The following is a 14708-nucleotide window of genomic DNA, read 5'->3' on the forward strand; positions in this document are numbered from 1 at the left end:
ATGGTGACATCCTTCCAGCCTGCCCACGCCGGGCAAGCCATCTCAGTTGTCACCTATTCGTGCAGCAGACCCATTCGTATTGGAGCAGTGGTCGTTAATAAACGTTGCGAATAACGACGGGGCGCTTAGAGTCAGCCCACCCGGTCACAGAGGTTTCGGCCGCTTACACCGTCGCTCATCGCTTCCAGCAATGCTCTGGTGCCACAGTCTGTGCGTCCCTCGGATAGTGCACCTAATGCACCCAATACGGCATTACGGCCCGCCCCCCGGCGCGTAGCGGCGGACTACGGCGGTCAGTCATGACCATGCACCGCAGCCGCATATGATGCAGCAGGTCACCGCGCCAGGCGTACCGTTCGAATCGTGGATGTGCGATACCGACCCGGCGACTCCGCGCAGAATATGATCCTGCGGTACGCCCTCTGGGATGCTTGGGATTGGCGGTGCTGCTGGTGCAGGCACCCACGCGATCTACTCGCCGTGGAAATCGACCACTTGATTCCCCAGAAGACCTCAGAGATTCGCCTGCAAGAACTTCTGCAGGAACACCTCACCACCGCCGAACGCGAACTGCCCTTCGACATTCATGCACCGCACAATCTTGGGCCGATCTGCGGTCCCTGCAACGGCGAAAAATCGAACGGCGATTTCACCTCCGCACCCCGTATGATGTCGGTGCTTCGTAAAGCTCGCAGGCTCGAACGTCGCGTTATACAGGCCGTCGAAAAGTTCCACAGCGGCAAGGCCTTCAATTCGGCGATGTCCACCGTCACCGGATTCGATCAGACCAATGATGATGTGATGGAAACGCTGTCTGAACTCGGTCCCGCGCTAATTAACCGGTTGCGCCACATCGTTCCACAAATCCTCGAAGGGCCGTCCAACTACGACTTCTCCGATCCGGACGGCGACGCGATGGACGATTACCTTGTGACGGTAACCCTCGACGAGACGTCACGGAGGGCGCGAGTACTCCTCGAAGACGCGTACAGCTGCGATTTTGACGCCGCGCTCGTCACAACGGTCCGGGCGGTAATTGACGAAATACGAGCCCAGTTGCGTCGACTTATCGAGCATGCGTTGGAGGAGCGCGGGTATGGCCCAGACGTTGGGCCGGTGCAGGCGCGCATAGACGTAGCCGTCAATGGTCTTACCGTCGACCCCGGGGGGCCACAATTCGAACTCCACGGATCGTACGAAGGCGAAGGGACCGCCGAGGCCGCCATACAGAACCCGAGGAACGATTCTGGCACGTCTTGGGTTCAACGCGACGCGGAAGACAAGGGGCATTTCACGGCCGGGTTTTTCCCTGACGATGCGCCCGACGTCGTGGTGGATTACGTTGATCTGTCGTAAAATTAGCTATCAAATCCGCTCGCATTGGGATAGAGCGTGAGTGCGCCTGAGACGCTATTCAGATCTCCCCCACCGTTAGCCAAACGTGCGTAACGGTCGATGCCGCCGGTGGCTTGGTTGTCGTCCGCGAGTCCCTCGGCTCGCGTAGTCGCTGCCGAACCCGCAAGCATGCGCCAAGCGCAGCCCACCAAGCACACTCTCCTTCAGCACTTCTCATCAATTCCCAACTATTCCGAGCCCGACCCCTTTACTGCTCTATCTTTCCTATGTACTCCCAAACGCCTTACAGGACACGCGATCACAGTAATAATCGCTCCGAAATTGACTCGGGCACATTTGCACAGTGTGCGAGAATGGTTGTGGCACAGCAAGTGCCACAACCGCGGTAGCAGATGTGTTGCGCCGCAGTCGCCGTCAGTGGGTGGTGCGAGTGTTGACGATCTCCAAGCTGAAGCGGTGGTCGATCAACTACTACATCGACACCGCCCGCACCGCCGAGATCGCCAGCCGTGATGCGGCTCGAACTGGCGGCGGGCTGGGGGAGTACTACTCCGAACACGAAACCCGCACCCCGACCTGGCTGCTGTCCGGCGACACCCACACCGTGACCGGGTTGGTCGGCCTGAGCGATGCGCAGCGGGCGGGGGGCGAGGCGGACGCCGAGGTGGTGGCCCGCTGGCTCGATGAGGGCATCGCACCCAACGGCGGGCGGGGACGCTCCTTCGGGCAACGCGGGGTGCATGGATTCGATCTGACTTTCTGCGCGCATAAGAGCGTTTCGCTGCTGCGAGCCTTGCGTGCCGATGATGTCGTGTCCAAGGCGATCGCCGACGCGCACACGAGCGCGTTGGCCGAGGCACTGGCGTATCTGAGCGTGCACGCCAGCTACACCCGGATCCATAACCCGCGCACCGGGGAAAAAGACCTCGTGCGGCTGCCAGGACTCGTGGCAATCGCCTATCAGCATGAGACGTCGCGGAGCGGAGACCCGCATCTGCACACGCATGTCATCGTCCCTAACCGGCAGGCCCGCGCCGACGGGGTACTGGTGTCGCTTGACGGGACGTCGCTGTATCACGAAGCCCGCGCTGCCGGGGTGATCTATCAGGCCACCCTGCGCCGGGAGCTGCATCAGTCGCTGGGCGTGGAATGGGCGCCGGTGGACCCGGCGACCGGGATGGCCGAGGTGGCCGGGGTCGACCGGGAGACGATCGCCGCGTGGTCGCGGCGCTCCACCCAACTGCGCGACTGGGCCGCGGATCACCTCAAGGTCGTCGACAAGCCGTGGACCGCCGCGCAGTTGGCGGCCGCGCAAAAGGCCACGCGGCCTACCAAGCCCGAAGAACTCGCCTGGGCGCAGCTGCGGGCGCAGTGGCGCGCCGATGAGCGCGGCCTGCGCCTGGACCGCGCCGCGTTCCAAACCGCGCGCGCGGCGCGGCGCGCAGCAGCACGCACCCCGCTGGATCGAGCGCGCCTCCTGGGTGCGGCCGAGCGGATCGACAAGGCTGCGTTCACCCGCGCCGATCTGGTCGAGATGCTCGGTGCGCAGCTGCCGGTCGACACCGAGCGCACCCCCCGCGAGCTGGTGGAATCCGCCGTGGATGAGGTCGCGGTGCGGTTGAGCGCGCCCAGGGCCGCGCATCAGCGCGAGGGCCATGAGCGCTTCACCCTCGACGCGATCCTGCGCGAGGAGGCCGCAGTGCTCGACCTCGCCGACGCGCGCGCCGACCGCGCCATGCTGTGGGTCAAACCCGAAGACACCGCGTACCTGTCACCGGACCAACAGCGCGCCGTACACAACATCGGCGCCTCACCGTGGCTGATCCAGCCGCTGTGCGCGCCCGCCGGCGCAGGCAAGACCACCTCGATGCGAGCCCTGCGCGCCGCGGCGCGCCGCCGCTTCCACGGCAACGTCCTCGTACTCGCACCGACCGGCAAGGCCGTCGATGTCGCGGTGCGCGAGGGCGCCGGCGATCACGGCTACACCATCGCCAAAGCCCTGCAACTCCTGGACATCAACCAATTAGAGTTCGGCCCGCACACGCTGGTGGTCGTCGACGAGGCCGCGATGGCCGGCACCGGCGATCTGCATCGGCTGCTGGCCGCGACGACCGCGGCCGGCGCCAAGACGGTCCTCATCGGAGATCAGCATCAGCTCGCCCCGGTCAAGGCCCGCGGGGGCATGTTCGCCCAACTGTGCACCGATCTGCCCTGGTCCCAACGCCTCTCGGCGGTGTGGCGCATGCGCGACCCCGACGAACGCGCCGCCTCGCTGGCGCTCCGTGACGGCGGGCCAGCGCCGCTGCGCCGCGCCATCGGCTGGTACCGCACCCATGACCGTCTGCATTGCGGGGATGCCATTACGATGGCCGCCGACGCCCTGGCCGCCTACCAGGCCGACACCGCCGCCGGCAAAGACGCGCTACTGCTCTGCGATAGCACCGAAATGGCCGACGCGCTCAACCAGCGCCTACACCACGACACCGTCCCCTCTGACGCCCCCGCCCTCACCGGCGCCCGCGGACACGCCCTAGCCGTCGGCGATGTCATCCTCACCCGCCGCAACGACGCCTCGATCCCGCTGCGCAACACCGACGACCCTGCAGCCGAACACAGCGTGGTGCGCAATGGGCAGCGCTGGCAGGTGGCCCGGATCAATCCTGACGACGGCCGGCTCGTCGCCCGCCGCCTCGGCGACAACACCGTGGGCGCCTTCCCCAAGGATTATGTGCGCGAACACATCACTTACGGTTACGCGCTCACCGTGCACTCCGCCCAAGGGGTCACAGCCGACAACACTCACGCCGTGCTGAGCGAAAACGCCACCCGCGCACTGGCCTACGTCGCCCTCACCCGCGGCCGCGACGCCAACACCGCCTACCTCTACCAGCGCCGCACCGAGCAGGAATACCGAGACGCCTCGGCTCAAGCCCCCCACGTCGCGGACCGGAGAAGCCGCCACGACGCCGCGACATTGTTGCGCGGCATCACCGCCAACGACGAACACCCCGCCACCGCCCATGACGTCGCCGCCACAACCGCTTCCCAGTTCCATCCCGCGCGTGTTCGCGCCGCGACCCAACGCCGAACAGAAGCGGTCAGCAACCTCGCCCGCGGCTACAGACGCTGGCGCGACGACACAATCGCATTCGCGTACGCAGCATGGACCGCCCGCAGCCACCACATCCAAGCAGATCGCTCGATCGAGGGACTCGAACTCTAGCCCACCGGGCGAGACCCGGGCCCCATCTCTGTGAGTCCGCTATCCGTCGGATTGATTGTGCTTAACCCGGCTCCGCGCAAAGGTAGTTAGCTATTTAATTTGCGCAGGCGGAATTCTGGCCGGCCAGCGTGATTACGCCAGTCCCAGCGCTGCGGGGCGGTTCGGCGACCGGTATCCGGCAGGTGACAACGAGCGACGGGGTGCCCAGCAGCTCTGGGATGGACCGGCTTGTCGGTCCGCGCGAGTACGGTGCGCGATATGCGCGTCGAAGATGACGAACTGAAGGCGTCTCCGTCCCGGCTAGTAGCCCCGCGGGGGCAGAGCAACGCAGTCGAGGAGCCACCGACGCTAGTGTCATCGCTTGTCGGGGGACTGGTCTCCCCGGCCGCGATCCGCGCCTCGGTCACCGAGTACGACGGCCGGGATGAGGCGGCAACGGCGTGGACCGTGTACGCGGTCACGGGCACGGCGTTGGCTTATGTCGATGTGGCGTTTGACCAACGCGATTACACGCTCGAAGTTGAGCGCGACGTACCGATGTATCGCGGCCAGTACGCGAATGCGACGGTGCGGGCGGCATGGGTGCGACCCCTCCACCGGATTACCGAACTGACGATCGGCGAACGCGGGCTCACAGAGCATGGGAGATGGGTTTTCGCCGCGAAGGTGTGGTTCGCCGATGTGGCGGAGCCGGTGGCACTGCCCGATCAAACCCGCATTTACAACGAGCACCAGTTAGATCGGGTGGACGCATTGCTGCACGCGATCCGAGACGCGATTGGCGCGGCGCCCGGCTAGCGGACAGTGTGGCGCGTGTGGCGCTCGACTTGCAGCAGGACGACCCATTTTGGGCGGAACATGCGGCAGTCGCTACGGGATGGTGTCCATCTGTATCAGGCCTCCGAAGCCCATTTCGTCTAGCGCGCGGATCACCTCGCTGGAGGGGATGCCGCGGTAGAACGGTGCTCCTGCCGGCTCGCTATCCGTCGATGACCGCTCCGCGGAGTCCTCGACGACGATGCCGATGACCCGGCCGTCCTGGGCGACGATGGGGCCGCCGCTGTTGCCCGGCCGAGCGATGGCCGAGTATAGGAAGATCTTCTGTTGGTCGGGGATCGTGGTTGCGGCGGGGTTGACGACCGGGCCGCGCTGTACGGTGATGCCCATTTCGGTGGTCATCGGAACACGCGGATAGCCGAACACGTACACGTCGTCGTCCCACTCGGGGTCGCGGAACGCCATGCCGGCGAGGCGCGGCATCCCCTTGCCTTCAGGCATGTGGGCTTCGATGACCGCCACGTCGAGGGTCTGATGCGCTCGTACCTGGGCGGCGCAACTGAAGTGCCCTGCACGGATCGCGCGTTCATCGGACGGGTAGATGGACAGGCCCGCGTTGCCCATCAGGCCGGTGATGACGTGCTTGTTGGTGAGGACGTGGGTGTGGTCGAGCAGGAGGCCGGTGCCCCAGCTGTCTATGGGGTTGTCGTATTCGTCGTGGCCGGCGAGCCGGATGGTTATGGCGTTGTAGCTGGGGATGATCAGGCTGGCGCCGAAGACCTCTGACAGCCACAGGTTGCCCCCGCTCTGCCCCTTCGATACGGCGACCTCCGTGACGTACTGCTGGCCCATCATCGGGAGGTGCTGCTGCCAGCCCAGGGGCAGGAGCAGTCCAGCACGTTCCATAGCGCCCAGGAGGCGGGTGAGCGCCGCGACGTTGCCCGCGCCGAGTAGGCCAAGCGAGTGCAGATACCGGGAAAAGTCGAACACCGACCACGGCTCAAACGGCACGGCATTCCGAGGATCGGGATCCGGCTGCTCTGGGAGTGGAGGCTCAGGCTTGCCGATCGCCGCGGCGACCTCAGGGTCGCGCGCCGGGCTGAAGAACTTGTACGCCCACACGGCGACGTGCACCCGCCACGCTTGTGTGCCCGGTTCAAGGCCAGCAGGAATCGCCTGTCGGGGTGGCGGTGCCGCATGGGAGGTGTCGACGTCTGTATTCACCACGGAAGTCACGCTATCTGCGGCCGCCGACAAGCTGGTGCGCCGACGCGCCGGGTACGCCAGACTAGCCCCAGTCGACCTGGGTGGGCCTCTTCTGGGTGGCATCTCTCGGCGAGTCGAGGTCTAGAGCTCGAGAGTTGTCATATATCGCCGATACCCTAAAACCATGCTTCAAGTTGACGCCGGGACAATCAGCGAGGAGCTTGCGCGCGACCTCCATGAGGACCTGGCAACCCAGTGGATTCCAGATGTGCTTGGAAACTTTGACCTCAAAAAATGCCTGATGGCACCCGGTTTGACTGCTGCTGACGTGCAGTTCGTCGATGTTCCGAGAACGGATCGGGGCAAGCGCACCGTACCGGTCCTTAGCGGTTCGGCACTGCGCGCGCTCCGGGATGCGATAGCGCCCCTCCGTCAGATAAGTGAGGCACTCTTGGATCCCGCAGTCTGCGGGTACCGAACAGGAGCGACTTATGGCGGTGCCTACAGCGACGAGTACCTACGCTTCAGAAGCATTGGCGATGCGCTAGCGCATGAGCATAGGTATGTCGTCGTTGCCGACGTGCAAAGTTTTTTCGATTCAGTAGATCCAGAATTACTGAGTAAGAAGATGCCCGCCCGAGTGGGCAATAGCTGGTGGCGCGTCCATAATTTCTTGCTGCTGGCCTCGCGGTCGGGAATTCGTGGCCTACCCGCTGGCTACGGCGATGCGCGATTAATCGCAAACCACCTTTTAAGCGGAGCAGACGCCGCCATACAAAGGCCATTTACACGTTGGGTTGATGACTATCGAATCTTCGCGGACACCCCACGCGAGGCGGAGTGCGCTGCAGCGAGACTCGCGGATGCTCTCGGCGACTTCGGTTTCAAGCTGAACGTTCAGAAGCTTTCGCTCACCACGTCGCAGGAGTACCTTACTCGAAAGCACGGAGCGCCGCTGGAAAGTGTCTACCACCCGCAAATGGAATCTGGTGCTGTCGTTCGCGCAAGCTTGCGTACAGTGTTCTTCCGTGCCGTGAACGATCAAGATCGACGTTTGTTACGTTTCTCTTTGCCTCGGCTCGCAACGCAGAAAGACGATATTGCCGTCGAATATGCAATCCAGCAACTCTCTCAGAATTCGGTGGATACCCCTCGTTTGGTGTATTATCTCAGTCGGTTTTTGGAACACCAAAATGTCAGAGAGCGCGTCCAAGGCATTGTGCAGGGGCCTGTCCTGTGGCCCTGGACACTAATACGGCTATGTCCTTTGCTGTGCAACATTCCACTTGAGGGCTCGACCCTGGAGTCTCTGGCCAGGCAGTTGCAGTCGACTGACATCCCAGCCTTATGGGCGGCTATCTTGCGCGTGATGGCCGTGCATGAACAGGCAGAGGTGGTAGTTGATGAGATTGCCAGCTATGAAAATGTTCCCGATCCCCGGGCTGCAATCGGCGCGCTTATAGACATCGGTCACACGATTCCAGAATCGTTGCGGTCACTGGCGCCGCAGACCGCGAAAGTGGCCGACGAGTCGCGGAAATTGCCACTACCTAGCGCCTATACACTCCTCTAAAATGGCTGCGTTTGGTGAAGTTAGCCCGGGTTCGTTTGACGCATATGAGGGGATCAGGATAGTCATTCCGGGGCTAGTAAATTATGCAATCTTTGTGGTGACATTTAAAGCTATTGCGCCCGGCGTAAAGACGGAGGTGCTGGAGGGCCCGTTCGTCGGCTTAGTCGCAGCACTGATGACCGGATTGGTTCTTTACTTTTTGGATATACCTGCTCGCGCCGCTTCGTACACTGAAAGTCAGCCGACCAACTTCCTTGAAGAGGAATATCCAGAAATCAGCCCATCCGAGTTATTGACCGCATATTTGCTACTCCTAAATACGCGCATGCCTGCAAATACGCGAAACCGAGCGTTGTATATGGGATCGATGTTTCGCATCGGACTTGAAATGATACTAGGTCTCGCTATAGCCACAGCGGCTGTCTTTGGAGTGGCTTTGCTAAACTTTGGTAGCTCTGTGCGCTCAGGATGCCGGTTAACGCATCTGCTTGCCGCGGCTTTGTTGGTGGTTGTCTACTTCGTCGCATTCTTAATAAATCGAGGATATGAGCGCAAGGGCGCTCGCCGCCAAAGGACAGCGTTAAGCAGCTTTTTGGATAATTTTAAAGGTGCGACAAAGCGGTCAATGGCTGTATATCTCGTTGGGTTATTGCTTCTGGCTGATCCGTTCATCTTCCATATTATTAATAGGCTTTCCGGACTGCGTCTCTTGCTTCCGACCGCAAAGATTTTTCTTCCGGCATTAAGGTCCCGTCGCACTTGGGAGCTTCTGCAGTTAGAAGATCGCCGAATAGCGGTATCCGGACTAGTAGTTTGTATTTCCTACTGGATGTGGCGTTACCTCGTCGGCGATGAGGAAGCGCCCAATCCGCCACCGCAGGTCAATCGGACCACCACCCCCAGACGTCGCAAGCTTCGTTCACCACTCGCGGGCGCGATGTTCCTGATCCCAATAGCGCTTTCATTGGCGTTGTATGGCCCATCGAACAAAACTATTCTGGCAACTATCGGCCATATTGCGGGATGGACTGCTGCTGCCGGCTTGGTAATCATGCTCGTCGTGATCCGCGGCCATGAGAGGAAGCTTCACGGCGTCTATGCAGGGCAAAGACGGTGGCTCAAGGAGAATAGTCAAGAAGTTGCTGGCTTCTTAACGCCCACGCCCCCGCGAAGCAAGGCTAGCGGATACTGGTGAGGGCGGACCCCCGAGGGACGACAAGCCTCGTAGCCCCGTATCTTGCTCACCGGCTCGACGCATACCCATTGGTGCCCATCAGGTCACGAGCCGCGTGCTGCGTCCGAGGCTTCCTCGGGCGTATAGGTGTAGGCGAAGTTCAGCACGTGCGGCTCAAGCGGCATTTGTGGCGGCGCTAACTTTCGCCGAGTGAAGCCGGGGCCGGTCTGCAGGAAGTACATCCCTTCTCTGCCGTCGAACCGCCCGATCAGCTCCTTGACGGTGGCGGCATCCTCGGCCACGTTCGAGTACAAGACGGCGTCAAGCTTTTTCTGCAAGGCACCCATTAGAGGCTGAACCCCTTTGATCATGTCCAGCACGTTGGGATCAGAGTCCAGCTCCTCCAGTTCACGACGCTTAAGCCAAGGCTTCGTTCGGTTGTCGTTATGGAATTCGAGCATGAATGCGCGGTCCATGGTGATGGTCACGGCAGGCTCGGCATCAATGCTGATGCTGAAGCGCCACTTGAAGGCATCGATGTCGCCGTGCTGCAGCGCATCGCGTAGAGCCTCTAGCCACCTGTAGTCGAACGATGTTTCCTTAAGCTCGGCGAACAGGGCTTTGATCTTGTCCACCTCTGAGCGGTCCAGGCCAAGGGTTCGCCGTGCGCTGCGGATGGTTTGGTACTCGTGGATCTGCAGAGCCGCGGTGAACGAAATCAGGGCCGAGCGCAATTTGCGTCGACGTTCAGCCATGGCGGCACTATGGCGTAGTAACCCTTGATTCTTCTGAAGCTCGCTAAGCACGTCCATCAGCACATCGCACAGGCGGTCGCTTTCATCTGAAATGTGCTGCAAGAGTTCGCAGTCCAGCATTCGCCGAATCCTGTTGTACGCATCTACGTACCTAGCGTTTTCCTCTTCGGTGAACGAACACACCTTCTCGAAGATGGGTGCGTCAGACCGGCTGGGATCGCGGTGCAAGAGAATTGCGCCGTACTGGTCTGCCTCCGCTTCGGCGTCCTGAGCGTCCAGCTCGGCGTTCTTCTCGCCCAATACCTGCATAGACTTCTTGAGTTCGCCAGCCACTGTGGTGAACCTGTGCTTAATCTCATCCGCAGGAGGCAGGCCTTCGGAAAGCCAACACTTGCACTCAGAAATGACGTCATCCAAAGCGTCCGACACAAGCTGTTGCGCAGAGTCTCGCGTATAGCGATCCCGCACGTCAGGCGTATCCGCCCAGTCCATTGCCGCAGCGGTGCCAACTCTCGCGAGCGCATTTAGGGCCTCGAAGACCACTAGAGCCTGCGGTCCTGCGTGTGTGACGCTCGGTAACCCTATGTTTTGCCAAGCGTCAAGCGCGCCGTCGCAGAAATCTGTCGCGTCGTCACCCTCGATGTCATCTAGCGCGGCTGCGAACACCTCTAGCCGGCCGATCCAGTCGCGTACTTGCTCTATGCCTTCCTGCTCGGCGTCTTCCACGTTCGTACCTTCCTTCGTAATGTCACATCGTCTGTGGCTCCCTTCTGTGGGCAGCCGGACAGCTTCGCATAACGGTCCGACAAAACGCACGATCATTTGGCGCGTGTCGTCAAGCAAACACCTCTGAATCTGTCATCGCGGGGCACACGATCGGCGGCGTTGTCACAACGTTGTCACAACTAGGAGCGAACCAGGGGAGTCGGAGGGGGACGCCGGGATACGGTTATCGCTGGTCAGACTGCATCCAGAGTTATTGCGAGACAACGAAATTCAGCTCATGTCCGACTGGGGGTCAAGTGGTCGCAGGTTCAAATCCTGTCAGCCCGACCAGAGGTCAGCGGCGGTTGTGGCCGGCACCTCAGTCCGCCGGCCCGCGCAGGGGCCAAAATTTCATGACGGTTTCGGTTGGGCAAAGGTATTGCAGCTTAGCCGCGCCGCGTGGGCCGATCTCGGCCCCGTGCTTTTAGGGTTGGCTGTCATGGGAGGAGTCAACAATCGCGGGAATGGCTGGCGCGCAGCGTTTCACGTCACCGTGTCGGCGTTGACGGCTGCCGTCGTGGGACTCGGCGTCGCCCCCGCAGCGCACGCGGCCGCGGCCACGGCGACGTTGTCGGTGGATCATGCGTGGCAGAACGGTTTCATCGCCCGCTTCAGCGTCACCAACGCGAGCATGGCGCCGCTGAACGACTGGAAACTGGAATTCGACCTGCCGGCGGGCGAATCCGTCCTGCACGCCTGGAACAGCACCGTCACCCAATCGGGCACGCACTATGTCCTCACGCCCGCGAACTGGAATCGCACCATTGCACCCGGGGGTTCGGCCACGGGCGGTTTCAGGGGCGTGCTGACCGGCTCCTTCACCCCACCGGCGAACTGCCTGATCAACGGGCAATACTGCAGCACCTAGCCGCGACGCATCGACCGGCCTACGGCTGGAAGGCCGGAAGGACGGTGCCGGAGTCGCGAATCTCCCAGATGCTGGATTTGCTGATGCCGTCGAAGTTGATCTTGTCCAACGTGGCCCGCGAATACGTGAGGTCGATGGCGACCTGAGTCGAGGTGTTGCCGTACGGGTCGGTCATCGGGAAGGTGCCCTGCACATTCACCGCCGACGCGTCCGGGTAGGTCGCCCGCGCGTACTTGAGGATGCCAATGGTGTCCAGCCGGGCACCGTCCTTGATCATCTGCTCGGTGTAGTTGTCACGAATGGCGAATTTCGCGTCGACCACGTCGCCTTCTGGGCCCGACGCGATGGTGAAGGTGACGCCGTCGGGCTTTCTGGGACCGGCCGACGTCGACGGCGCCGCCTCGGTCGGTCCCGCCGTGGCCGAACTGCTCGATTCGGCCGATCGGCTGTCCTTCTTCGGATCGAAAACCCAGCTCTTGCCGACGATGATGAGCAGCACCAAGACGCACAGCGCCGCCAGCGCCAGGACCGCCTTGCCGGGAAGGCCTTTCTTCGGCGGGTCTGCCGAAAAGGCCCACTCGCTGGTCCAGCTGGTGCCGTCGAAATATCGCTGCAACCCGTGGCCTACGGCGGGATCGGGGTACCAGCCGGGTGCCGATTGCGGCGGCGGCGGCGCCTGTTCTGACGGCATCCCTCCATTTTCGTCGCGGCGGCGACATCCCGGCCACCCGCCCCCGCTGACCGCGCGAAACGCGATCCGTTTCGGTCGGCGCCGCGCCGCCAGCCGGTCAGCCGACGGACGGACAGCCCGCAGCGGCGCCGAGATGAACTCGGCACTGGCCCGGGTGGGCGAGCGTCTCAGCGCAGTCGGCTCCGCAGATCACCGAGCGAATTCCTGAGACCGCCGTCCATCCGGATCTGCACGGCCGCCACCGCGACCATCACCGCGGCGGTCACCAGGTGCACCACCGCGTCCGTCGTGTTGTTGGGAAAGGTGAAGACGAACGCGACCTGATGGGAGAAGAAGGCCCAAATGCCCGGCAGCGCACCGGCTATGGCGGCGAGCAACAGATACAGCACGGACCACGACTTGCGCAGCGCGAACACCAGACCCGGGGCGAACAGCGCCAGACCGGCGACGGCGTGCCAGCCGTTGTAGTCCATTCCGAGCAGCTGCACGGTCGGCGCGGTGGGGCCGGTGGCGAAGCTCGGGTTGATGACGAGGCCGATCACCGCCTGGACGACGTGAAAAACGCAGATGATCAGCAGCCCGATCTGGGCGAAACTCCACCTCACATCGCACCTCCTTGTGCAGGATGGGGTAGCCCGGATACTACGCTCGGTAGTAGATCTGGGTCAACGGGCGATCGGTCGCCGGCGAACTCAGTTCCGGCCGGGGATCTTCATCACCGTCCGCACGATCGGCAGCAGCGACTTCTGCCACAGGGTTCCCGGAATGCCAAGCGGGGGATCGAGATTGAACACGCGCGCGGTCGCGATCGTCTGCGACTCGGTGTACTTCAGCAGGCCCTCGGGACCGTGCCGGCGACCGACGCCGGACTGGCCCATGCCGCCCATCGGCGCGCTCAGGCTGCCCCACGCGAACGCGTAACCCTCGTTGACGTTCACCGTGCCCGACCGCAACCGGGCGGCGATCTGCTGTCCCTCGGCCGAGGAGCCCGCCCACACGCTGGCGTTGAGGCCGTAGTCGGTGTTGTTGGCCTTCTCGACGGCCTCGTCCACGTCGGCGACGGGATAGATCGAGACGAGCGGCCCGAACGTCTCGTTGGCCGCGCACTCCATCTCGGGCGTGACATCGGTCAGCACGGTCGGCTCGTAGAACAGGGGGCCGACGTCGGGCCGCGCCTTTGCGCCCGCAATCACCTTGGCGCCCTTGGTTTTCGCGTCCTCGACATGATCCGTCACCGTGTCCAGCTGACCCGCGGAGATCAGGCTGCCCATGTCCACCGAGAAGTCATATGCGGTGCCCAGCTTCATGTTTCGCACCGCGGCGCCGAACTTGCCGATGAAATCGTCGGCGATGTCCTTCTCGACGTAGATGCGCTCGATGGAGATGCACAGCTGGCCCGCGTTCGAGAAGCACGCGCGGGTGGCCGCCTTGGCGGCCTTGTCGAGGTTGGCCCCCCGCGTGACGATCATCGCGTTCTTGCCTCCGAGCTCGGCCGAGAACCCGATCAGACGGCGGCCGGCGTGTTCGGCGAGCTGCCTGCCGGTGGCGGTCGAGCCGGTGAACATCAGGTAGTCGCAACGGTCGATGATCGCGGTGCCCACCACCGAGCCCGGCCCGGGCACGATCGCGTAGAGCGCGCGCGGCAGGCCGGCCCGGTACAGGAGCTCGGCACACGCGAGCGCGCAATACGGCGTCTGGCTGTCCGGTTTGAGCACCACCGAGTTACCGGCCAGCAGTGCCGGCACCGAGTCGGACACCGTCAGCGTCATCGGGTAGTTCCACGGCGAAATCACCCCGACGACACCCTTGGGCTGGTAGCCGACCGTGGTCTTGCCGATCCCGGGGAGCAGCGACTGCACCGTGCGCGGCTTCAGCAGGTCGGCCGCGACGCTCACGTAATAGTTCGCGTTCGCAATCAGGTCGATGATTTCCTCCTGCGCCGCCCATCGGGCCTTGCCGGCCTCCGCCTGCAGGAGATCCATCAGGAAGTCGCGGTTGTCGACGACGAGGTCGCGGTAGCGGGCGATGATCGCGACGCGCTCGGCGACCGGCCGGATCGCCCAGGCGGCCTGGGCCGCCCTCGCCTCGGCGAATGCGGCTTCGACGTCGTCGGCGGTGCCGATCGGGATGGTGGTCAGCGGCTTGCCGGTGAAGACCTCGTCGATCGTCTTGGTCTGGCGTGCGGTGGCGTCTTTGATCGCGGCCAGCGGACGCAGGCGATCGAAGACCTCGGCAGACGGTGCAGGCATGTCATCACCTCTCGAACGGCGTCGGAAAACACCAGACTATTGGCTCTGCGGCGCCGGGCCCGCCGGTAGCT

Annotated in this window: 11 protein-coding genes; 6 read left to right on the forward strand and 5 right to left on the reverse strand. The window is 63.0% G+C overall.

What is annotated here, in order from left to right; all coding sequences use genetic code 11:
* The first annotated feature begins 480 nt into the window (after positions 1 to 480).
* The 3 genes from DQP57_RS14480 (at position 481) to DQP57_RS14490 (ending at position 5377) form a co-directional block, all read left to right on the forward strand.
* Positions 481 to 1356, forward strand: a complete 876-nt coding sequence (locus tag DQP57_RS14480) for a hypothetical protein (protein ID WP_133259239.1) — start codon at positions 481 to 483, stop codon at positions 1354 to 1356.
* Positions 1357 to 1786: 430 nt separating this feature from the next.
* Positions 1787 to 4579, forward strand: a complete 2793-nt coding sequence (mobF, locus tag DQP57_RS14485; protein WP_112633601.1) for a MobF family relaxase — start codon at positions 1787 to 1789, stop codon at positions 4577 to 4579.
* A 258-nt stretch (positions 4580 to 4837) separates the two neighbouring features.
* Entirely contained in the window at positions 4838 to 5377 is a 540-nt protein-coding gene (locus tag DQP57_RS14490) for a hypothetical protein (protein ID WP_133259240.1), read from the forward strand.
* 72 nt (positions 5378 to 5449) lie between these two features.
* Here the strand turns inward: DQP57_RS14490 and DQP57_RS14495 are convergent, their stop codons facing one another.
* Entirely contained in the window at positions 5450 to 6478 is a 1029-nt protein-coding gene (locus DQP57_RS14495) for a S1 family peptidase (RefSeq protein ID WP_112633620.1), read from the reverse strand.
* Between the two features lie 268 nt (positions 6479 to 6746).
* Between DQP57_RS14495 and DQP57_RS14500 the strand changes: the two genes are divergently transcribed.
* Positions 6747 to 8135 (forward strand): RNA-directed DNA polymerase, encoded by a 1389-nt coding sequence (locus DQP57_RS14500; protein ID WP_112633603.1) that lies wholly within the window; start codon positions 6747 to 6749, stop codon positions 8133 to 8135.
* 1 nt (position 8136) lies between these two features.
* Positions 8137 to 9330: a hypothetical protein gene (locus DQP57_RS26615; RefSeq protein WP_133259241.1), complete on the forward strand. Its 1194-nt coding sequence runs from the start codon at positions 8137 to 8139 to the stop codon at positions 9328 to 9330.
* Between the two features lie 83 nt (positions 9331 to 9413).
* On the opposite strand, the gene DQP57_RS14505 is transcribed toward DQP57_RS26615, so the two are convergent.
* Positions 9414 to 10790, reverse strand: coding sequence for a hypothetical protein (locus DQP57_RS14505; RefSeq protein WP_112633604.1), 1377 nt, complete (start codon positions 10788 to 10790; stop codon positions 9414 to 9416).
* Positions 10791 to 11268: 478 nt separating this feature from the next.
* On the opposite strand from DQP57_RS14505, the gene DQP57_RS14510 reads away from it, so the two are divergent.
* Positions 11269 to 11697 (forward strand): cellulose-binding domain-containing protein, encoded by a 429-nt coding sequence (locus DQP57_RS14510; protein WP_112633605.1) that lies wholly within the window; start codon positions 11269 to 11271, stop codon positions 11695 to 11697.
* A gap of 19 nt (positions 11698 to 11716) precedes the next feature.
* On the opposite strand, the gene DQP57_RS14515 is transcribed toward DQP57_RS14510, so the two are convergent.
* From DQP57_RS14515 to DQP57_RS14525, 3 genes are all read right to left on the reverse strand, one after another.
* Complete coding sequence (locus DQP57_RS14515) at positions 11717 to 12388, reverse strand: DUF2510 domain-containing protein (protein WP_112633606.1); 672 nt, start codon at positions 12386 to 12388, stop codon at positions 11717 to 11719.
* 167 nt (positions 12389 to 12555) lie between these two features.
* Complete coding sequence (locus DQP57_RS14520; protein ID WP_112633607.1) at positions 12556 to 12993, reverse strand: DUF4383 domain-containing protein; 438 nt, start codon at positions 12991 to 12993, stop codon at positions 12556 to 12558.
* Positions 12994 to 13080: 87 nt separating this feature from the next.
* Complete coding sequence (locus DQP57_RS14525) at positions 13081 to 14637, reverse strand: succinic semialdehyde dehydrogenase (protein ID WP_112633608.1); 1557 nt, start codon at positions 14635 to 14637, stop codon at positions 13081 to 13083.
* Between the last annotated feature and the right edge of the window lie 71 nt (positions 14638 to 14708).

The organism is Mycobacterium colombiense, assembly GCF_003284935.1.
GTDB classification, from domain to species: domain Bacteria; phylum Actinomycetota; class Actinomycetes; order Mycobacteriales; family Mycobacteriaceae; genus Mycobacterium; species Mycobacterium arosiense_A.

What these genes read in the sequence shown, in the direction of transcription:
- DQP57_RS14490 (WP_133259240.1), top strand. Translation starts at nt 4,838, where the DNA reads ATGCGCGTCGAAGATGACGAACTGAAGGCGTCTCCGTCCCGGCTAGTA.
- DQP57_RS14500 (WP_112633603.1), top strand. Translation starts at nt 6,747, where the DNA reads ATGCTTCAAGTTGACGCCGGGACAATCAGCGAGGAGCTTGCGCGCGAC.
- DQP57_RS26615 (WP_133259241.1), top strand. Translation starts at nt 8,137, where the DNA reads ATGGCTGCGTTTGGTGAAGTTAGCCCGGGTTCGTTTGACGCATATGAG.
- DQP57_RS14510 (WP_112633605.1), top strand. Translation starts at nt 11,269, where the DNA reads ATGGGAGGAGTCAACAATCGCGGGAATGGCTGGCGCGCAGCGTTTCAC.
- DQP57_RS14515 (WP_112633606.1), bottom strand. Translation starts at nt 12,388, where the DNA reads ATGCCGTCAGAACAGGCGCCGCCGCCGCCGCAATCGGCACCCGGCTGG.
- DQP57_RS14525 (WP_112633608.1), bottom strand. Translation starts at nt 14,637, where the DNA reads ATGCCTGCACCGTCTGCCGAGGTCTTCGATCGCCTGCGTCCGCTGGCC.